17 protein-coding genes and 1 tRNA gene are annotated in these 20,633 nt (G+C 42.5%); all 18 read left to right on the plus strand.

Annotated elements, in window-relative coordinates:
• The first annotated feature begins 19 nt into the window (after positions 1 to 19).
• The 18 genes from CPZ25_RS14200 to CPZ25_RS14290 all read left to right on the plus strand — a co-directional run bounded on the left by CPZ25_RS14200 (position 20) and on the right by CPZ25_RS14290 (position 20,505).
• Positions 20 to 1,963 (plus strand): EAL domain-containing protein, encoded by a 1,944-nt coding sequence (locus tag CPZ25_RS14200; protein WP_096919057.1) that lies wholly within the window; start codon positions 20 to 22, stop codon positions 1,961 to 1,963.
• On the plus strand, positions 1,945 to 3,444 hold the full coding sequence (locus CPZ25_RS14205; RefSeq protein ID WP_096919058.1) for a sensor histidine kinase: 1,500 nt from the start codon (positions 1,945 to 1,947) through the stop codon (positions 3,442 to 3,444). The genes CPZ25_RS14200 and CPZ25_RS14205 overlap by 19 nt, the downstream gene beginning before the upstream one ends.
• Before the next feature lie 9 nt (positions 3,445 to 3,453).
• Positions 3,454 to 4,272, plus strand: coding sequence for a LytR/AlgR family response regulator transcription factor (locus tag CPZ25_RS14210; RefSeq protein WP_096919059.1), 819 nt, complete (start codon positions 3,454 to 3,456; stop codon positions 4,270 to 4,272).
• Between the two features lie 438 nt (positions 4,273 to 4,710).
• A complete protein-coding gene (locus CPZ25_RS14215) occupies positions 4,711 to 5,283 on the plus strand; it encodes a hypothetical protein (RefSeq protein WP_096919061.1) in 573 nt (190 codons plus the stop codon).
• A 284-nt stretch (positions 5,284 to 5,567) separates the two neighbouring features.
• Positions 5,568 to 6,107, plus strand: coding sequence for a hypothetical protein (locus CPZ25_RS14220; RefSeq protein WP_133067061.1), 540 nt, complete (start codon positions 5,568 to 5,570; stop codon positions 6,105 to 6,107).
• Positions 6,108 to 6,225: 118 nt separating this feature from the next.
• Positions 6,226 to 6,618: a hypothetical protein gene (locus CPZ25_RS14225; RefSeq protein WP_096919063.1), complete on the plus strand. Its 393-nt coding sequence runs from the start codon at positions 6,226 to 6,228 to the stop codon at positions 6,616 to 6,618.
• 57 nt (positions 6,619 to 6,675) lie between these two features.
• A tRNA-Val gene (locus CPZ25_RS14230) sits at positions 6,676 to 6,751 on the plus strand.
• A gap of 196 nt (positions 6,752 to 6,947) precedes the next feature.
• Entirely contained in the window at positions 6,948 to 7,673 is a 726-nt protein-coding gene (locus CPZ25_RS14235; RefSeq protein WP_096919064.1) for a Fic family protein, read from the plus strand.
• A 189-nt stretch (positions 7,674 to 7,862) separates the two neighbouring features.
• Positions 7,863 to 8,507, plus strand: a complete 645-nt coding sequence (locus CPZ25_RS14240) for a cobalamin B12-binding domain-containing protein (protein WP_058696115.1) — start codon at positions 7,863 to 7,865, stop codon at positions 8,505 to 8,507.
• Entirely contained in the window at positions 8,500 to 9,216 is a 717-nt protein-coding gene (locus tag CPZ25_RS14245) for a GntR family transcriptional regulator (RefSeq protein ID WP_058696114.1), read from the plus strand. The genes CPZ25_RS14240 and CPZ25_RS14245 overlap by 8 nt, the downstream gene beginning before the upstream one ends.
• The gene (locus CPZ25_RS14250; protein ID WP_058696113.1) at positions 9,206 to 9,919 is read left to right on the plus strand and encodes a GntR family transcriptional regulator; all 714 of its coding nucleotides are present in this window, start codon (positions 9,206 to 9,208) and stop codon (positions 9,917 to 9,919) included. The genes CPZ25_RS14245 and CPZ25_RS14250 overlap by 11 nt, the downstream gene beginning before the upstream one ends.
• Before the next feature lie 229 nt (positions 9,920 to 10,148).
• On the plus strand, positions 10,149 to 11,591 hold the full coding sequence (locus CPZ25_RS14255; protein ID WP_058696103.1) for a trimethylamine methyltransferase family protein: 1,443 nt from the start codon (positions 10,149 to 10,151) through the stop codon (positions 11,589 to 11,591).
• A 180-nt stretch (positions 11,592 to 11,771) separates the two neighbouring features.
• A complete protein-coding gene (locus CPZ25_RS14260; RefSeq protein WP_096919065.1) occupies positions 11,772 to 13,064 on the plus strand; it encodes an MFS transporter in 1,293 nt (430 codons plus the stop codon).
• A 29-nt stretch (positions 13,065 to 13,093) separates the two neighbouring features.
• Positions 13,094 to 14,542, plus strand: coding sequence for a trimethylamine methyltransferase family protein (locus tag CPZ25_RS14265; protein WP_096919066.1), 1,449 nt, complete (start codon positions 13,094 to 13,096; stop codon positions 14,540 to 14,542).
• A gap of 155 nt (positions 14,543 to 14,697) precedes the next feature.
• The gene (locus CPZ25_RS14270) at positions 14,698 to 15,402 is read left to right on the plus strand and encodes a Fic family protein (protein WP_058696100.1); all 705 of its coding nucleotides are present in this window, start codon (positions 14,698 to 14,700) and stop codon (positions 15,400 to 15,402) included.
• A 1,122-nt stretch (positions 15,403 to 16,524) separates the two neighbouring features.
• A complete protein-coding gene (locus tag CPZ25_RS14280) occupies positions 16,525 to 17,412 on the plus strand; it encodes an ATP-binding protein (RefSeq protein ID WP_096919067.1) in 888 nt (295 codons plus the stop codon).
• A gap of 224 nt (positions 17,413 to 17,636) precedes the next feature.
• Positions 17,637 to 18,908, plus strand: coding sequence for a redoxin family protein (locus CPZ25_RS14285; protein ID WP_074617894.1), 1,272 nt, complete (start codon positions 17,637 to 17,639; stop codon positions 18,906 to 18,908).
• A 154-nt stretch (positions 18,909 to 19,062) separates the two neighbouring features.
• A complete protein-coding gene (locus tag CPZ25_RS14290) occupies positions 19,063 to 20,505 on the plus strand; it encodes an alpha-amylase (RefSeq protein WP_096919068.1) in 1,443 nt (480 codons plus the stop codon).
• The last annotated feature ends 128 nt before the right edge of the window (positions 20,506 to 20,633 follow it).

Genomic DNA, 20,633 nt, shown 5'->3' on the forward strand with positions numbered 1-20,633 from the left:
AATTTAAGAGGTAAAAGAAATGACATGGCATTTGGAATTTGAAATCTATTCAGCGGTAATCATCGGGATCATCATGGTCTACTATTTCAGAGGACCGCGTGTTCCCACCTGGCAGAACCGCATTTACGGCGCGACCCTTGTCATTTCCATGGCCTTTATCCTCACCAACATTGTGGCCACCCTGCTGGTAGAACACCTGACGCCCGCAAACCTTGGGCTGGCCGTTTTTTTCAACAACCTGTACCTGATTTTTTTGCCCAGCATGCCCATGATGGTGCTGCTCTACGTGATCTCCATCATTTATCAAGAGTTCTGGCACAAAAGAGCCCTGGTCATTCTGGCGTTTTCAATGTATTTTGTTTACCTGATTCTGGCCCTGTCCAACCCGCTGACGCATTTTTATTTCACACTGGATCTGGAAAACGGCTACGTGAGGGGAGCCGGCAACCCGTTTACGCACGTCAGCTCCATTTCCTATATCCTGTGCGCCGCGGTTATCGCTGTCTATAACCGGAAGAAAATCTCAAAGCTGGTCTTTACAGCGCTCTGTGCCTTTATGGTGCTGTCGCTGGCCGCCATCCTGCTTCAGTTTGTCTTTACAGGCTACATCCTCACCGGTGTGGCCTGCACCTGCTGCATTCTGCTGGTGCATCTCTCCACCCAGAGCAACAGCCTGGTCAGCGACGAGCTCACCGGCACCTTTAAGCGACAGGTCTTTCTGCAGATGATTGAGATGCATCTGAGGGACGGAAAAAAGGGAGATATCATCGCCCTTGCCCTGCGGGATTTCAAATTCGCCAACGAGGTTTTCGGCGTCAAAACCTGTGACCGCCTGCTCAAGGAGGTTGCCGGATTTCTGAAAGAGCTGGCCCCCACCGGCCGGGTCTACCGTTTCGACGGCGATGTGTTCTGTATCGCGGAGCCGGGCGGCGAGGAAAACACCGACAGAGTGGTGAATATCATCGTCGACCGTTTTAGAAAGCCCTGGCATTTCCAGGGCATTGACTACAGCCTGAACTGCAGCCTGGGTGTGGTGCCCATGGGCAAAAGCGGCACGGAGACAGTGGACGAGATTGTTTCTGCTGTCGACTTTGCCATTCAGGAGTCCAAGCACCGTGAAAACGGCGTGGTGCGCGGCGGCGAAATCTTTAACGAGAAATTCAAGCGTAAGAACCACATCCGCGCCATGCTCGCCTACGCCCTCGAAAACGACGGCTTCGAGGTGCATTACCAGCCCATCTACGCCCTCGATAAGAACCGCTACGCCAGCAGCGAGGCTCTGGTGCGCATGCGCGACCCTGAGTTTGGCCTCATCCCGCCTGACGAGTTTATCCCAATGACTGAGGAGAACGGCATGATCGTGACCATCGGCCTCATTGTGTTTGAGAAGGTCTGCCAGTTTATGGCTGCACAGCCCTATACCGAGGGAGGCTTTGAGACCATCGGCGTCAACCTCTCGGTGGTCCAGTGCATGCAGGAAAGCCTGGCGGATGACCTGATCGCCATTATGGAGCGCTACCAGCTGCCGCCCGGACGCTTTAAGTTCGAGATCACCGAGACTGTGGCCGCGGCATCCATGTCCACGCTCAAAAATACCATGGACCGCCTTATCGATTACGGCTGCGCCTTTGCCCTGGATGATTTCGGCATCGGCTATTCCGGCGTCACCAATATGCTCAACCTGCCCTTTAAGTTCATCAAGCTGGATAAGAGCCTGACCGACCGCCTCACGGGTGAGCCCAGGACCAGGATGGCTGTGGAGGCTATTATCCGCCTCATCCACCGGTTGAACATGCGCGTCATTGCCGAGGGAGTGGAGGTGGCCGAGGAGGTCAGCATCCTGCGGGAAATGGACTGCGACTATATCCAGGGCTATTATTTTTCAAAACCACTGCCCGAAGCAGCATTCACAGCCCTTGTCAAAGAAGCGGCGGAGAAAATGATATGTCATCAAAACCTATAAAAAAGCCAGCAGAAAAAACCGTCTATTTCGCCTGTCTGGCCGTTATGCTCATCCTGATCGCGTTCATGGGCCTGCACGGGCTGGTCACCGGCCAGGTCGAAAACGCCCGCGTTCATACCGAGCTTTCCATGAGCCTCGTCGACCAGGACGTGGACAGCCTGCCCTCTGGTATTTACATCACCTCTGTCTTTACTAATCTCAAGGACGACGTCAGCTATTCGCCCCTGCAGATTTTTTCCATCTCTGTTCTCAGCACAGCCGTGCTGGTATTCTGCCTGGTTTATCTGCTGGTGCTCATGATCAGCCGGGTCAAAAATTATTCCAACATGATCCTGGGGGCTGTGGTGTTCCTGATTGTGCGCATGTTCAGCGTGGACATGGCTGTTACCCTCGAGGCTTTGTTCGGCCTGCCCTTTAACACCACCCTGGCCGTCATCTTTTACGGCGCTACCCTCGACGCCTGCTTTCTGCTGTGCCTGACGGTGGAGGAACAGACAAAGGGCAGGATAAGGCTCAGGACTGTGGTCATTCTGGCGGTCTATTACGCCGCTGTGCTGGCCGCCATCGCCTTAGTGTCCAAAAACAGCCAGACCCTGTACCTGGAGCAGCACATCCGCCTGGGCATGTTTTATCCTCTGATCTATATGTATGCCCGGCTGTATTGTCTGGTGGAGGAGAAAATTCCCCATATCCGTCCCGCGCTGGTGGGTTACGCGTCCATTATCGTTGGCCTGTTTGCAGACACCATGTACCTGTCTGGCTGGGCTACGGCCGATATGTATATGCTGTATCCTGTGACCCTGTGCCTGCTGCTGATGTGCATGATCTACATTTATTACCAGCGTGTCATCGAGATCCGGCAGCAGGAGGCCATCCGCATCGCCAATCTGTATAAGGAGATGGAGCAGAAAAGCGCCGACATGATGGTCAGCCAGCTCCAGCCCCATTTTATGTTCAACACCCTCCAGGCCATCCAAGTGCTGGCCCGGCGGGACACCCGGCTGGCCGACAAGGTTATCTTCACCTTTTCCAACTATCTGCGGTCAAACCTTGACTTTGTCAAGATCAACCAGCCTGTGCCCTTCGAAAAGGCTCTGGTACCAGTCCAGTGCTATGTGGACATTGAAAAAATCCGGTTTAAAAACCGTTTCGACGCCGTATACGATATTGAGGCCACCGATTTCAGCGTGCCGCCCCTGTGCATCCAGCCCCTGGTCGAAAACGCGGTCAAGCACGGCGTCTGCCGCAAGCCTGAGGGCGGTACGGTTACCCTGTCCACCCGGGAGCATCCCGATCATTACGAGGTGGTTATCACTGACGACGGCGTGGGCTTTGATACTGAAAAGCTGTCGGAAAAAAAAGACGGCGGCATTTACAACGCCCGTTTCCAGCTCACGCATATGCTGGATGCGGTGCTGGTTATTGAGAGTGTGCCCGGCCAGGGCACTGTGCAGCGTGTAAAGATTCCCAAGAAAGAATAGGAGACGGACATGAAAGTGATCATCGTAGACGACGAGAGCTTTGCCATCGAAGCCTTGGAATATGTATTGGAGGATATGGCGGACGTGGAGGTGGCAGGCACCTTTGAAAACACCGACGACGCCCTGGATTTTGTCAGCAAAAACCATGTGGACCTGGCGTTTCTGGACATTGAGATGCCTGGCTTTACGGGTATCGAGCTGGCTGGCTACCTGAAGGATGCCGCGCCCAACATCCGCACGGTTTTTGTGACAGGCTACAACAATTACGCCCAGCAGGCCTTTGACGTGGAGGCTGTAGGCTACATTCTCAAGCCCTTTACGGCTGAGCGGGTTCAGGCGGTCATTGACAAGGTCAGCCGGACGGCTTCTCAGAAACCGGAGAACGACGTGGTGTTCCGCACCTTTGGCCGGTTTGATGTTTTTGTCAGGGGGGAGCTGCTCATCTTTAAGAGCCAGAAGGCCAAGGAGCTGGTGGCCCTGTGTGTGGACCACCGGGGCGGCGTGGTCACCATGGAGGAGGCCATCGACAAGCTGTGGGAGGACCGGCTTTTTGACGAAAAGACCAAAAAGCTTTACCGCAAGGCGGTCATGATCGCCACGCACACTTTTGAGGAGGCGGGCGCGCCGGGGATTTTTATGACACGGCGCGGCCTGTGCTATATCGAACGAGATAAAGTCTACTGCGACTACTACAAGCTTCTGGAGGGCGAAATCCTGCCGAAATCCCCTTTCACCGGAGAGTACCTGTTTGAGTACTCCTGGGCCGAGGAACGCGTCCCCGAGATCTGGGAGATACAGGAGATGGTGGAGAAGCGGGGGAAGGAGTAAAGGGGGAGGTAGAGGAGAATTGGCGCTGTCCGCGGATTAAAAATGCCCTCTCTCATGCGCGAACGACAACCTGCGGAAGTCGTTCCCGAAATCGACCCGGGCATTGTTTTAATCCTCGGACAGCTCAGGCAGTTATTTGAGACATCGCCCAATACAGCACCGAAATGCCAGAACATCCCTCCGCTCGTCTCCGAACTTTATAAATGGATCAAGCATCGTTCGTATTGCGGCCAAAGGCCGCAATCCTCAATCAAATTTTTCAAAGAAAAATTTGCACAATAACCTTCCACTTTCCACCTTCAACCTTCCACCTGTTTAAGGAGTAGCGGAAGTGTAGCGTTTCCAATTGTATAATAGGTTCATCGTTAAGAACAAGTCATTGTTAAGAGGCAGCAATGCTTAAAAATTTAGAAGTATTTATACAGGAGGAATTTAAAAATGAAAAAGAAGACTTCGTTATGGATTAGTGGAATTACTACAGTGGCAATGCTGGCTGTGGCTGTTGGGTCGTTTGCGGCTTGGGATACGTTGACGGATAAAACTATGAATTTTACGGCAACATCATCAGAACCTGCTGCTTTAAGCGCAGAGGCAGATAGCAGTTATAATAATACAACAAAATTGATACCTGAGGAGAATGCTGCTAACCCTGTAAACAATACAACTGGTGCGGCTGATGATATAGTTGTGGGAAAAGTTAATGCATATCTCACTGGAGCTGATTCAACTACTAAAGTTAACTGGAATGGAAAAGTATCAATTGGAGATGCTGAAAATGCCGATGACTTTACAGTTTCATTACAGCCTTTAGATGCTGATGGTAACGATTCGGGAAGTGTTTTAGCTAACAATGCCGAAGTTACTGGAATTTCCTCAAATTCAACAACACCAACAAAGTATGCTGTTCATTTAAAGTTTGCGAAAGACAGTAAAGAGATTGATGGAACTACATTAGGAAATTTAGATGATATTAAAGTAGATGTAACTTTCACTGCTACTAAAACTAAATAGTAGAAGTTTTATGAGACTGAATTAATGGCGATGGAGAGAGAGTCTTCATCGCTCTCTTTCGTTAATATTTAAGTTTATTTTTAAATTTTTTAAGTGGTAAAGAATGCTAATTGAAAGTGGCAAAGAATGTGAAAGTATTAGTTAAATGTTTGAAATTTATTAGTTATGTCTTTTTTATTTTTGGAATAATATGTTTACTTTCTTATGCAATATCTGTAAAAATAAGTCCGGACGACGCCCCAAAATTCTTCGGCTACAAACCCTATGTCATCCTAACCAACAGCATGGTCCCCACCTTGCCGGTCGGCTCGCTGGTTATTGACCACGCCATCGACGAGGATGACCCGATTCCGGAAAATACGCCCATCACCTTTAAGGCCGAGCTTCAGGGGCAGGAGGTCTTTGTCACGCACTATTTCCGTTACATTGACACCAGCGACGGCTATGAACGTTACATGACCCAGGGGGAGGGCTATCAGGAAGGGCAGTATGACGAGTTTGAAATCCACCGGGAGGACATTGTCGGCACTTATGCTTTTCATATCCCGTACCTTGGCCGGGTGGCCCTATTTCTCCAAAGCCCGGCGGCGCTCACCATGTTTTTGCTCTGGGGATTTATCCTCATGATGGAGCACATGGTCAAAAAATGGCTGTCGTACAAATATCCGGAGGATGAGGAGGATCTCATGAAGCCCAAACACCGGGTCAAAGCCAGGGGTATCAAACCGCCGAAAGGGCGTTATCTGCGGGGGGAAACCCCAAGACACCGTCCACCGTCCGCCCCGCCGCTTAAACGCCCCTCCATGGACGAAATAAAGGGCTAAAACACACATTCAGGCAGAAAAAGAGAAAAGATGTTACGATAAAACCAGAAGATTGAACAGGAGGTGCCCCGTCACTTTCCACCTTCAACCTTCCACTTGAAAAAGGGTGGTGCTTCACATGACCAGAAAATGGAAAATCATAAACAGCTTGATCGCATGGCTGATTTTCTTCAGCCTGGTTCAGCCTGCCTATGGCGCCTGGGATACCCTCACCGCCGAGGTCACTTTCACCGCCCAGACCGGTACCTGGAGCACAGACCCGACCCCAACGCCGGAAACGAACGAGGCCCAGCCCGCCGCCGCTTCCGCAGCCCCGCAGCAGTCCGATACCCCGGCGGCCGCCGCAGCGCAGGTGAACGAAGCCACCCAGCCGGAAGACACGGCATTCGAAGACACAACGCCCGCCGAAGACCCGTCCCCCGAGGCCGCGCCAACCCCGTCCCCCGCCCCAGACCCATTGCCAGAATCCCCAATCCTCTCCCCCCAGCAGGAAAATTTGCCAACAGAGTAAAAAAAAGACTTTACAAACGCCGGGGAATTCGTTATAATAGACAAGCATTCAAAAAGTGATCCCGTAGCTCAGCTGGAAGAGCGCTACCTTGACATGGTAGAGGTCGTTGGTTCAAGCCCAATCGGGATCACCATTATATGACGTTTAACGGCTCATGTAGCCGTTTTTTTATTTTTTGTTTCTAAGATTTTTCTAAGAAACTTGTATGTAAGTCGTATGGCGGTTTATTAATTCAGGCCCTGAATTCAATTCAGGGCCTTTTTGCCGCCCATAATTTCCTTTAATTGGGGAGAAATGTTATAATAGATTATTATACACAGGGGTTTGTTATGAAAATAGACGCATTGCACAGCCGGTTTATGAGTGAAAAAAAAGCAAAATTATCTGACGGCATTTACCACTACACGCAAATTAAGATGGCCTATAATTCCAACCGAATTGAGGGAAGTATGCTCTCCGAAGAGCAGACACGAAGCATTTTCTCAACCAATACCATTTTACCAGAAGGGGACAGTCCTGTGAAAATTGACGATATTGTTGAGACAACCAACCATTTCGAGGCCTTCGATTATATCCTTGATCTCGCCAAAGAGCCCCTGACAGAAGATATTATAAAAAAACTTCACTATCTGCTAAAGCGCGGCACCGCCTACGAGCGTGAAGGGTTTCCCGCTGGTGACTATAAAATTTATCCCAACGTTATTGGAGGAATCACAGAGACAACACCGCCGGATAAAGTGCAGGCGGCGTTGGTAATGTTGCTTGAAAAATACCATGCCATTCCCGAAAAAACCTTAGATGATTTGATTGACTTCCACGTGCAGTTTGAAACCATCCACCCGTTCCAGGATGGGAACGGCAGAGTTGGGCGGCTGATCTTGTTTAAAGAGTGTTTAAAAAATGATGTTCTTCCGTTTATCATTCTGGATGAATATAAATTGTTTTATTATCGCGGGCTGAGCGAATACAAAAAAGAAAAAGGATATTTGAGGGATACGTACTTACTGGAGCAGGATCAGTTTCGGGAGGTTTGTAAATTTTTTTTGAGTTTTTGATGATTAAATTATTTTCCATAGATATGATTCTATTTAAATAAAATTATTTTTTTAGTTTATAAAAAGTATAAATTATAACTATGCATTATTTAAAACAATTACATTTATTTGCAGTAAAATAATGCTAGTAAATATATTTTAGGATAAACTATGCTATAATACTATTATAAATAGGGAGGGGGACTAGTTGTGGTTGAGTTGCTAAAAAAAAGCTTTATTCTTTTGGACGAAGAAAAAGTTATGAATCTTGTACAGCGATGTTTGAAATTAAAAATAGATCGGAACACGATTGTGACAGCACTAAATGAAGCACTCGAAAGTATAGGAAAAAATTTTGAAAAAGGTGAATATACATTATCTGATTTAATGATGGCAGGTATCCTATATGAAGATATTATGAATTTGGAGGAAATAAAGATTTCAAATGTTGTTGTTAGTGCGAATAAACAGAAATTAGGAACTATTGTTCTTGGAACAATTGAAACAGATATGCATGATATAGGAAAATCCCTTTTTAAAAGTGCTGCATATGCAATGGGATTTACAGTGATCGATATAGGAATCGATGTTACAGCTCAAACATTTTGCAATAAAATAAAAGAGTATAAACCAGAAGTGTTAGGAATTAGCGCGATTCTTTCAAGTACGGTTAAATATTTAAAAAAGACGATTGATAAAATCGAGCAGGAAGATCTAAGAGCAGGACTTAAAATAATTGTGGGAGGAAATATGCTTGATGATGAGTTGTGTCAGTATATAGGTGCTGATGCGTTTACACATAGTGCCATTGATGGTGTTGAAATATGTAGGCAATGGGTGAATGATAATGAATGATTATGCGAAATATATTAATATTGCAAATCAAATTAAGCAGAAAATTATTAGTAATTTTTATATAAACGGTCAATTACCATCAGAAAAGCAATTATGTATAGAATATGATGTGAGTCGAAGGACAGTTCAACGTTCAATTAAAAAACTTGCTGATGATGGTTTTGTACATACCGTTGCTGGAAAAGGAACGTTTGTGCATTTAAGATCGACTAATAAATATGAAATAAGTTTGAATATTAATGATATTCTTATAAATGGTTACGATATAGCAAAAATATATTCGACCAAAATTCAAAAGCCCAATATTAATCAAGTGTATAATCTCCAAGTAGCCCCGAATGAAAGAGTTTTTTGTAATCAATGGATTATTATGCGGGATGAAAGAATAGTCGCTTATGATGTCAAAACTTTGCCGTATTTCCAAGGGATTCCAATTGATGAATCAGATTTAAGTTATAAAACTTTGCGTGAAATGTTGGGTTCTAAATTTTCTCAATTTGAACTTAAAGAAGAAGTAAGCGTAACGTGTATAATAGCCAACGAAGAATTACGTTGCCTAATGGAGATTGAGGAAAATGATCAGCCATTTTTGGTATGTATTGATGTAAAAATATATGATAGTGATATGATGCCTTTAGCATGGAATGAGTTGTATATCAAGGCGGAAGAATGTGAATTTAATGGTGAGTTGATAAATTATGACGAGTGAAAAAAAATTTACTGTTTATGAAATGATCGGACAAGATATCAAGCAAAAGATATTAAGCGGTGAATATAAACCGAATGAAAAACTTCCATCTGTATTAGAGTTGTGTAAAATATATAAAACAAGTGATGCAACAGTCAGAAAAAGTTTTGAAATTTTAAAAAAAGAGGGATATGTTTATTCACAAAAAAGGATAGGGATATTCGTTGCGGATTATAAACTTCAAAGGTATGTTTATTGCTTCCATGAATTAGAAAATTTAAAAAATCACATAGATAATTATAAATGTTTATCATTAGCAGAAAAAAAAGTTGAGTCATTGGATTTACGAATATGGGAAAAAATGGGGGCGTGTCCACTAAAGAAATGTCTGAGAATTGAAAGGATGTATTACGCCGATATTTTGCCAATAGTTTATAGAATTGATTATATTGGATACCATGCAAATTTAAATTTTATTAAAAGTAATGCAGATAAATGGATTAAGGAAATGGATTCAATCTTGGATAGTTATGATATCAGAAAAGCTATTCGGATAAAAATTGACTCACAAGACGAAGAAATTAGAAATAAAATGATTATTCCAGATGATGTAGGAATTTTTCATATTGAAAAAACACATAAAACGCATTCGAAAAAATTTGTAGCATTTTCAGATATTTTTGTAGCAGCAACAGATTTTATATTTAAAGTTGATATAGAATAATAAAAATTAATTGAACAAACACTTTTATTTTTGATTTACAAATAAAAAGGCGCTAAAAGTATAGATATCGCCTCTATAAATGATAATAAGTAATAAATTACGAAAAATATTGACATGGAATAAGTAGCATGATACAATGAGTGCATAAAAGATAAGGATTACACTTATCTTTTAATTTTTAAGGCTTCTATGGTAGTCATGAATACTATAGAAAAATGAGGAGGAAAGAATGAAACCTTACGAGAAGTTTATTAGTCGGGAAGATGTTTTGCAAATTCATGAAGCAACGCTTAGAATTTTTAAAGAGTCAGGTATTGCATTTGAAAACGATAAAATCATTGAAATTTGCAAAAAAAATGGTCTTAAAACAGAAGGATATAAAGTTTTTTTTGATGAAGAAACTGTCGAAAAAGCGCGACAAACTTTTCCGAAAAAGTTTGAACTTCGTTTGACAGCTGATGAAAATGTTATTCTAGGAGAACACGCAATGCTGCGGTTACCTATTGGACATCCTGCTTTCTATTGTGACGAAAATGGCGTAATAAAGAAAATGAATTCAGATCTGGCGATACGACAGTTTAAAATGAACGAAGCTTGTAATGCGACTAATTCTTCATTGGTTAACCAAGCAATTATGTTTGACACTAATCCAACTGAAGAACAGATGATTTTTGGAGCAGCAGCATTTAGATATAAATATTCTAATAAATATCATATTAGTGCCGGAGAATACTGTAGTGGCTTACAACCGGAAGAAGCATATCATAGATCATTACAGGGATTGGAGCTACTTAAGCGTTTTAAGGGCATTGAATCGGGAATTTATGCACAGAGCGGAATTAATTCGCTTTCTCCACTTACATTTGATGAGATGCCATTGTATAGATTATTGGCAGCTGTAGAAAATGGAATTCCAATGGCTGTTATTCCTTGTGCGATGCCTTTGTTGACAGCGCCTGCATCGTTAGCGGGATTATTAGCACAAACAAATGCCGAGACATTGGCTGGGATGATATTGACACAGTTGATTAATCCAGGAAATCCTGTAATTTATTGCAATGTGTCAGGTGGAACAGATATGCGTACTTTGCAGCTTTGTATTGGATCGCCAGAAACTGCTCTGATTGGTTATGCTACAGCAGCGATGGCAGATTTTTATGATGTTCCGTTCCGTATGGGAGGCGTTATGGGAGATGCAAAACAGGTCGACGCACAAGCCGGAGCAGAAAGTTTTATGATGTTGTACGCAACCTATGATTGTAAACCCGATATTGCGCTTCATCATGTCGGTTGTATGGGAGCAATGAATGTTTATAGCTGTGAAAAATTTATTTTGGATGAAGAAGTAGCTAATTACGTTGAAAGGATGCTAAGAGGCATTGATATTAACGAGAAAAAGCTAGCGGTCGAAGAAATTGTAAAAGCTGGTCCTAGGGGAAGTCACATAAAAGGAAGAACGCCAAAAGATTATAGGGAAGATTTTTATTTAGCTCAGCTTTTCAATAAAGATGATCCTAATAATTGGCAGAATAGTGGTGGAAAAACAATTGTAGAGGTCGCACACGAAGAGGTTGAAAGAAGATTGAAGGCTTATACGCCGCCTGTTCTTAGTAAAGAGCAAGAAGAAATCATTATGTCATACCTTCCAGAGAAATTGAAATATGGAATTTGACATTTACTCTATAATAAACACTTCAAGCTTTTTAGAGTAATCTATTGTAAGTATAAAACTATGAAAATTAGTCAGGAATTCGTTTTCCTGACTAGAAATTTTATTTTTATATTATCAGTATATGTGATAGTTAAAAATTATACTCAAAAGTTATTATTAGATTTTAAATAAGGGGAAAAAATGAAAAAAGATAAATCAAAATTAAGTGGAAAAGCATTGTTGCAGTTTCTTGTGCTTAGTTTGGGTGCAACAACAATATATATGCCTGTTCTTTCAAAAAATTTGTTTTATGATGCATTTTTAGAAGCATTTGCGATAAGTAATGTCCAATTAGGAACTTTATTTAGTGTGTATACGCTAATGACTTTATTAACTTATTTTTTAGGTGGGATTGTGGCTGACAAATACTCACCTAGAAAGCTTTTGACATTTTCTTTTTTATCAACAGCATTGCTAACGGTTTTTGAAAGTATGTTTCCAAGCTATAACCTATTAATCTTTATTTTTGGAGGAATTGGAGTAACGAATACGCTTACTTTCTGGGCCGCGTTGATTAAGGCTACACGTCAATTTGGTCAATCCGTCGGAGGAGAAAGTAAGGCGTTAGGAAGCCTTGAAGGTGCACGTGGTATAGCTGCAATGATTATTAATACGACTTGCGTCATTCTTTTTGGAAAATTTGTTGAGATGGCATTTGGGTTAAAAGTGATTTTCTGGATTTATGCAGTACTGCTCTTTATAATCGGTATTGTTGGATGGTTTGTATTTAAAGATTTAGGAAATGAAGAAGAAAGTGTATCTAAAGAAAATACTGGAAAATTGATTATTGAATGTTTGAAAAATCCGATGATTTGGATTGTTTCTTTAATGGTAATGGGAGCCTATGCGTTAACGAGTACGATGGCTGGATATGTTGCGAAGATAGGAACCGTTGGTTTTGCAATGTCCGTGCAATTGGCAGCTTCTATTACAGTAATCAGTAATTATGTAAAACCGATTGGATCGTTTAGCGGTGGTTGGTTAGGAGATCGATTAGGTGCTACCAAAACACTGGTTATTGGTACAATTGGCATGATGCTTACGGCAATTGTTGTTATTATGTTACCTTCTACAGCAGCAATGGCAATACCGTTTATAATAGTTTATACTATTATGGCAGTTTTTATGGGAATTACTCGGGGGCAGTTTTATGCACCGTTGAGGGAAGCAAATGTTCCTATGTATCTTTCAGGAACGGCTACAGGATTAATTGCAACAATAGGATATTCTTCGGATTTATTTTTACCAATTATTTCTGGAAAGTTGCTTGATAGCGGAGACCCAGTTATGGCGATCAAATATATTATAATGATTTTAATTGGATTTGGCATTTTTGCAATAATAATGGCTTCGATAATGTTGAAACTTATGAAAAAAAATAAAGAAAAAGATGGTTCTGATAGTGTAGCAGTTCATGTAGCTTCAGAAGAATAAGCAAAGATGGAAGGAATAAGGGGAGTAATATGAAAAGTTATGAAAAATTTATCAAAAAAGAAGATATATTAAAGATACATCAGAATACAGTTCAAATTCTTGAAAAAGTTGGTGTGATTTTTGAAAATGAAAAAGCTCATGAAGTGTTCAAAAAACATGGAGCAAGAGTTGACGGAAATAAAGTTTTTATTTCAGAAGATTTACTGAATAAAGCATTAGACACTGTGCCGACTCAATTTACATTGCATGCAAATACAACTCCTAATGTTACAATTGGTGGAGAAAATGGAGATAGGATAATCCTTCCTAATGTATCAAATATTTATATAGAGGATAATGGAAAAATTCGAAAAACAACAAATGCTGATAATATTAACCAATTTAAAATGGCTGCGATGAGTCCGGTAATTAATTCTATATCATTAAATCAATTTCCGGATTGCAGTCGATTTACGAAAAAAGAAAAAATTTGGGGAACGCTTGCGATGAATTTAAAATATTCACCTAAATATCACTTTTCGCCAAGCATTAACCCAAGAGAGGTATCAAAAGACGAAGTTTTCGATTTAACCAGAAATTCGATTCAGTTCTTACGTGATTTTGAGGGAATACAAGATAAAGAAAAAGTTATGTCTATATCTGGAATAAATGCACTGTCGCCATTGGCATATGACCATGATCCAATTGAAAGATTATTTGCCTCTTGTATAGAAAATCAGCCCGTTTCAGTAACTCCCTGTGCCATGCCTTTACTCACTGCACCAGCTTCATTAGCAGGGCTTATGTCCACAACGAATGCTGAGATACTGTCTGGAATGGTTTTATCACAGTTAATTAAACCTGGAATTCCATTTTTATATGGAAATGTGTCCGGTGCAACGGATATGAGAACGATACAATTAAGTATTGGGTCATCTGAAGCGGCGTTAATATGTTACATTACAGCAGGTCTTGCTGATCTTTATAAATTACCATTTAGAGCAGGTGGTTCTTTGTCTGATGCTAAAGATATGGATTCTCAAGCAGGTGCGGAAGCTATGATGATGATTTATGCAACACTTGATTGTGGAGCAGACTATATAATGCATATGGCGGGAACAATGGGTACGTTTAATGTAGTTAGTTTTGAAAAGTATATTTTAGATGAAGAAATCATAACAATGGTAAACAGACAATTAAAAGGTGTTGAATGCACAGAGGAAAAGCTTTGCTTTGATAGTATTGTTAAAGTGGGACCAAGAGGAACATTTTTACGAGGAAGAACCCCTCAAATATATAAAGATGAATTTGTAATGGGGAAATTGTTTAATAAAGATGACCCTAATAATTGGCAGAGTCATGGCGCCATGTCAGTCAAAGAAAAAGCTGCAATAGAAGTCAAAAAACGCATTGAAAATTATGAGGCACCAGAGAGAACCAAAGAGCAGCTAGACTTACTTGAACCTTTGATTCCTGCGGTTTATAGACAGGCTATCTGAAATTTATACTAGAACATCAAACAAAATATTAAAGAAAGTATTGGAGATACGTCTAAAAAATTAGTTTGAGGAATTTTTTAAATAAAAAACTAACTATTTCAGCTTTAAATTCATAATTTTAGGAAGTGTTATCAAATGATGTGGAGTGTATATGTATGGTAAAAAACGAATTGTTGGAGTGTTTGCTAAGAGAGAAAGAAGCAAGACACTCCAATGGAGTTATTTACTATTACACACAAACCAAAATGGCCTATAATTCTAATCGATTTGAAGGAAACAGGCTTTCAGAGGACCAGGTTAGGGAAATTTTTTTAAAAAATACTATTTTATCAAGTAACAATATTCCTGTTGATATTAATGATATTATCAAAACAATCAATCATTTTAATGCCTTTGATTATATGTTAGAAATTGCAAGAGAACCCTTAACGGAAAAAGTTATCAAAAAGTTTCATTTCTTGTTAAATAGAGGTACAATTTGTGAATATACAAAGGATCGAATTGAGGCATACATAAACAATCAAAATATGGAATCAATATTATCTGAATATGCGATAAATATTTTGCTTGAAAAATATAATACATTGATAAAAAAATCTTTACATAACTTAATTGAGTTTTATATGCAGTTTGAAATGATTCATCCTTTTAAAGAAGGTAATGGAAAAGTAGGACGTCTAATTTTATTTAAAGAATGCTTGAATAGTGGGATTATGCCATTTATTATAATGAAGGATTTTAGACTTTACTATAAACGAGAAATAAACGATTATGAAAAGAAAAAGAGGTATCTAAATGAAATTTGCCTGTTGTCACAAGATCAATATAGAACTATATGCAAATATTTTCAAATCATATAAAAAACAATTTAAGTATAATTAGTAGATAGCAATAAGGCATGGTTTATAAATAATTTCTCCCGTGATGTTCCCTGAAATCAGCTGGTTTTAGGGAACATCATTGGGATTGAAAAGTAGTCATATAGTCAATAATGTTTTATAAAACGCTTCTTTTTAAAAGATAGAGGTCGTTGGTTCAAGCCCAATCGGGATCACCATTATATGATATCTGACGGCTCATGCAGCCGTTTTTTATTTTTTGTTTCTAAGATTTTTTCTATGAAAGATTTGCCAGACCGCAGATCACTTTCCATCAAAATTGCACTCTTAATTAATTTGCCAACAGATGACAGGTGCTGTATGATTAAAACAGATCAACAAAGAAATAATCAATCCGGTATTCCAGCCCCAAAACGCTTTATCCTTGGAATCCAGTCCCAAAACGATACCGCTGATTTCAGCCAAACCCGTTAAAACGATGGAAAAAAGAATGGTGTAGAGGGGAGTTGCCTGAAGACGTTATTTTCTTTTGATTTGTTTGTTAAAAATGCTGATTCTTCTGTATCTTAACAGAATCAGCGTCTGTAATCCCCTTTAAAAGCTATACGGATTGTGCATTTTTTAGAAAGCGCGCGCTAAAAATAACCCGGTACGCTCGTTAAGGGGAAAACAAAGGCCGGAGCCAGCGGCTGAATGCCAAGAGGGCCCATTGGGATTCAGCAAAGGGATGGTAACGGTTATAAAATTTGAAAAAATAAAGACATTGCATGCAGGCATTATGGTGGTTATTAATTCAGTCCCTGAATTCAATTCAGGGTCTTTTTTGCTTGCCTATAATTTCTTTTAATCGGGAGAAATGTTATAATAGATTATGATACACAAGGGTTAGCTGTGAAAACAGGCCTATTAAATAGCCGCTTTATAGGTGAAAAGAAAGTAAATTATCGGCGTTGATAAAGAATTGGTGTTTCAGATTATGGACGGTATTGCGAATACAATTTCCGATTGCTGCGAGCCTCAAATTATTCCTGATATTACATTTCAAACCATTGAGGGTAAGTGTATCGTAATGATTGAAATATACCCAGGAGCAAATCGGCTATACTAACAGTCGATAAACTGTGTCGAGACATCCGCAATTATATGATAAGCACCGTTCATTCGGAGGAAGAAAGAAGGGATATTCCAGAAGTTACAGTAGATCAGTTGCTGAATTGGAAGATTCTGAAAAAAACAGAAGGAAAGCTTTTGGCTACAAATGCATTTGTGCTGTTGACAAGTGATTATTTTCGCTTTGCAAAGATCCAGTGTGGACTTTTTAAAGGAACTGACCGGGATGAATTTATCGACAAAAAGGACTATACCGGCCCTCTCTATGAACAGATTGAAGGTGCATATCAATTTGTGCTGCGCCACATCAATTTAAGTGCAGAAATTGATGGGCTGGTTCGAAAAAAACGTTATGAACTCCCTGTTGGGGCGATCCGGGAGATGATCATCAATGCCCAATGCCACCGAAATTTTATGGATAATTCCTGTGTGCAGGTGGCGATCTATGATGATCGTCTGGAGGTTACGTCGCCTGGTATGCTTTATGGTGGACTGACTTTGGAAGAGGCTATGAGCGGCCGCTCGAAAATACGTAACCGCGCTATCGCGGAAGTTTTCAGCCGTATGGAGTTGATCGAAGAATGGGGAACAGGAATTCGTCGAATTTTAAAACGAGCCGAAGAATACAATTTACCGAAGCCAGAATTTCTAGAGATAGGGGATAGCTTTCGTGTAAATCTTTATCGGACGGCCGATAAAAAGCCGATAAAAAAAGCCGATAAAAAGCCGATAAATTTAGAACGGCAAACGTTGATTCTTGATTATGTAAAGAATCACGGTTTGATTTCTAATAAAGAAGCCCGAGAACTCCTAGGCGTCGCGGAGTCCACGACCAAACGATTTTTGAGCCAGATGGTCAAAGATGGGCTGCTTGTGGAGCAGGGAGAGCGAAAAGCGCGGGTGTATGTGTTGAAAGGTTAGATAATTCAGGCCCTGAATCCAATTCAGGGTCTTTATTTGACCAAAATCTTTCTTTCGATAATTTAACGGGCTTGATCTGACTTGACTATCCCAAAAACAATTTTTCCTTAAACCCCTTGACAAATCCATCTGTAACATTTATGATTACAAAATAGAAACTGTAATGTTTAAAATTACACTTTGTGGGAAAATAAATAGAATCATCATGGAAAAGAGGTTTTGATATGGGATTTGCTTCGGGGGCCGGGGTTCCGGCCATTATGGTATTTTTACAGGGGATTCTCAGCTTTTTTTCGCCCTGTGTGCTGCCGCTGGTGCCTTTGTACATCGGCTATCTGGCGGGTGGGACAAAGACGGTGGACGCGGACGGGACGGTTCATTATAAAAAACGGACAGTTCTGATCAACACGCTCTTTTTTGTCATTGGCATCAGCGCCACGTTTTTTATTTTGGGCGTTGGCTTTACAGCGGCCGGCCAGTTTTTTACAGGCAACCGGATGCTGTTCGCGCGTATTGGCGGGGTTATCATCATTTTATTTGGGCTGGTCCAGCTGGGGGTTTTTAATTTTGATTTTTTGAACCGTGAGCACCGCCTGCCCTTTAATTTGGACAAGCTGGCCATGAACCCGCTTCTGGCCTTTGTGCTGGGCTTTACCTTCAGCTTTGCCTGGACGCCCTGCGTGGGGCCGGTTCTGGCCAGTGTGCTGCTCATGGCGTCGTCCTCATCATCTTTCGCGTCGGGCTTTATCCTTATCGGTGTCTACACGCTGGGCTTTGTCCTGCCGTTTTTGGCGGTGGGATTATTTACCAGCACGCTGCTGGATTTTTTCAAGCGGCACCAGAAAGCGGTCCGCTACACGGTAAAGGCTGGGGGTGTGCTCATGATCGTTATGGGGATTATGATGTTTACAGGATGGATGAACGGGATTACCGGTTATCTCTCTCGGGCTGGGGCCGGGAGCAGCGCGCCGCAGCCAAACCCAACGGTAACCACAGAGCCTGTGCCGTCGCCCACACCGGAAAACACGCCGGAAGAAAGTGCCAAAAAGACACTGGCTCCGGATTTCACGCTCACGGACCAGTATGGGGTGACGCATACCCTGTCGGAATACCGTGGAAAGACGGTTTTCCTCAATTTCTTTGCCACCTGGTGCGGCCCATGCCAGAAAGAAATGCCGGATATTGAGACGCTGTATAAAAAATACGGCGATAATTCCGGAGACCTGGTAGTGCTGAGTGTTGCCAATCCGCACACGGAGGAGGGGCCGAACAATAATGATATGTCACCTGAAAAAATCGCAGAGTTCATGTCGGACAACGGCTTTACCTATCCGGCGCTCATGGACCGTACGGGTGCAGTGTTCCAGACCTATGGCATCCGCTCTTTCCCGACAACTTTCATGATTGACAAGGATGGCTATGTGGAGGGCTATGTGCCGGGAATGCTGACGTCCAGCATGATGGAGAGCATTGTTAACCAGGCCATGGCGCAATAGGTAAAAAGCCTGTATCGTTTTAACGATACAGGCTTTTTTAAGTCTTGGCGAAATAATGTAGAGTGAATCTATATTATTTATAACTTTGGGTATTTATTATCGTGCGTAATGCTTTAATTAACGCTTATTCTAAAATAGAAAGAGTTGATTTTTTATGAATGGAACGATGATGCAGTATTTTGAATGGTACCTGCCTGAGGATCAGTCCCTGTGGCGGCAGGTGGCAGAGGACGCCGATCATCTTAAAGCGCTCGGGATCACAGCGGTCTGGCTTCCCCCGGCCTACAAGGGCGCGGCGGGTAAGAGCGATGTGGGCTATGCACCCTACGACCTCTATGATCTGGGTGAATTTGACCAGAAAGGCAGTGTTGCCACAAAATACGGAACGGCCGATGAGTATTGCGAAGCCGTCAGCACCCTTCAGGATAACGGAATCGAGGTATACGCGGATATCGTGCTGGACCACCGCCTTGGCGCAGACCGGACGGAAAATGTCTATGCCTGCAAGGAAAATGATGAAAACCGGAATGAGCAGATTGAGCCCATCCGGCCGATCAAGGCCTGGACGCAGTTTGACTTTCTGGGCCGGGGCGATACCTATTCGGATTTCAAATGGAACTGGACGCATTTTGCGGGCATTGACTGGGATGAGAAACAGGAGGACAGCGCCGTTTTCCAGTTTCAGGGAAAGCGCTGGGCCAGGGATGTGGACCGTGAGAACGGCAATTTTGACTACCTGATGGGCGCGGATGTGGATTTAAACAACCGCGAGGTGGTTGAGGAGTTAATCCGCTGGGGCAGATGGTACTTGGATAAAACCCGGGTCAAAGGTTTTCGCATGGACGCGGTTAAGCACATTGATTTTAATTTTTTTAATGAGTGGCTGGACGCGGTCAGGCGTGACTGGGATCAGGAGCTTTTTGCCGTGGGTGAATACTGGTCTGGCGATCTTGAGGATCTCAAACGTTATATGGAAACAACGGACCGTGCCATGTGCCTGTTTGACGTTCCTCTTCATTATCATTTTTTCGACGCTTCGAACAGCGGTGACGGCTATGATATGCGCCAGCTGCTGAATAATACCCTGACAGCCCATGACCCTACCCGGTCTGTCACCTTTGTGGACAACCACGACACCCAGCCCGGCCAGTCGCTGGAATCCTGGGTGCAGCCGTGGTTTAAGCCGCTGGCCTACGCTTTTATTCTGCTCCGGGCCGACGGCTATCCCTGCGTCTTTTACGGCGATTACTACGGTATTCCTGCCCAGGGTATTGAGCCCATGCAGGAGCTTTTAGATAAGCTGCTCTGCGCCCGGCGCGAATCGGCCTACGGCGCCCAGCGGGATTATTTTGACGACTTCCACATCATTGGATGGGTGCGCGAGGGCGATCCGGCAGAGCCGGAATCCGGCCTTGCCGTGCTGATGACAAACGGCGACGGCGGCTCAAAGCAGATGTATATGGGGCATCAGTTCGCCGGAAAAAATTTTTATGACATCACTGGCAATGTGGAAGGCACGGTCACGGTTAATGAAAACGGCGACGGTGTCTTTCATGTGGCGCCCGGCTCGGTATCGGTCTGGGTTAGGACACGGTAAATTAAAAAGACGAGAGCTTAAGCCGGCAGGTAACAAAATTGTTGCCTGCCGGTTTTGCTTTTTTGCGGTGCTATTTAAAGCAAATGGGGTATAAATGATTAAAATGCTTTGAAATGGTGTGTGGAATG

The organism is Eubacterium maltosivorans, from assembly GCF_002441855.2.
In the GTDB taxonomy this organism is placed as follows: Bacteria; Bacillota; Clostridia; order Eubacteriales; family Eubacteriaceae; genus Eubacterium; species Eubacterium maltosivorans.

Bases quoted from the DNA above. Each gene is read 5' to 3' on its own strand.
- CPZ25_RS14200 (WP_096919057.1), top strand. From the start codon at position 20: ATGACATGGCATTTGGAATTTGAAATCTATTCAGCGGTAATCATCGGG.
- CPZ25_RS14205 (WP_096919058.1), top strand. From the start codon at position 1,945: ATGTCATCAAAACCTATAAAAAAGCCAGCAGAAAAAACCGTCTATTTC.
- CPZ25_RS14210 (WP_096919059.1), top strand. From the start codon at position 3,454: ATGAAAGTGATCATCGTAGACGACGAGAGCTTTGCCATCGAAGCCTTG.
- CPZ25_RS14215 (WP_096919061.1), top strand. From the start codon at position 4,711: ATGAAAAAGAAGACTTCGTTATGGATTAGTGGAATTACTACAGTGGCA.
- CPZ25_RS14220 (WP_133067061.1), top strand. From the start codon at position 5,568: ATGGTCCCCACCTTGCCGGTCGGCTCGCTGGTTATTGACCACGCCATC.
- CPZ25_RS14225 (WP_096919063.1), top strand. From the start codon at position 6,226: ATGACCAGAAAATGGAAAATCATAAACAGCTTGATCGCATGGCTGATT.
- CPZ25_RS14235 (WP_096919064.1), top strand. From the start codon at position 6,948: ATGAAAATAGACGCATTGCACAGCCGGTTTATGAGTGAAAAAAAAGCA.
- CPZ25_RS14245 (WP_058696114.1), top strand. From the start codon at position 8,500: ATGAATGATTATGCGAAATATATTAATATTGCAAATCAAATTAAGCAG.
- CPZ25_RS14250 (WP_058696113.1), top strand. From the start codon at position 9,206: ATGACGAGTGAAAAAAAATTTACTGTTTATGAAATGATCGGACAAGAT.
- CPZ25_RS14255 (WP_058696103.1), top strand. From the start codon at position 10,149: ATGAAACCTTACGAGAAGTTTATTAGTCGGGAAGATGTTTTGCAAATT.
- CPZ25_RS14260 (WP_096919065.1), top strand. From the start codon at position 11,772: ATGAAAAAAGATAAATCAAAATTAAGTGGAAAAGCATTGTTGCAGTTT.
- CPZ25_RS14265 (WP_096919066.1), top strand. From the start codon at position 13,094: ATGAAAAGTTATGAAAAATTTATCAAAAAAGAAGATATATTAAAGATA.
- CPZ25_RS14270 (WP_058696100.1), top strand. From the start codon at position 14,698: ATGGTAAAAAACGAATTGTTGGAGTGTTTGCTAAGAGAGAAAGAAGCA.
- CPZ25_RS14280 (WP_096919067.1), top strand. From the start codon at position 16,525: ATGATAAGCACCGTTCATTCGGAGGAAGAAAGAAGGGATATTCCAGAA.
- CPZ25_RS14285 (WP_074617894.1), top strand. From the start codon at position 17,637: ATGGGATTTGCTTCGGGGGCCGGGGTTCCGGCCATTATGGTATTTTTA.
- CPZ25_RS14290 (WP_096919068.1), top strand. From the start codon at position 19,063: ATGAATGGAACGATGATGCAGTATTTTGAATGGTACCTGCCTGAGGAT.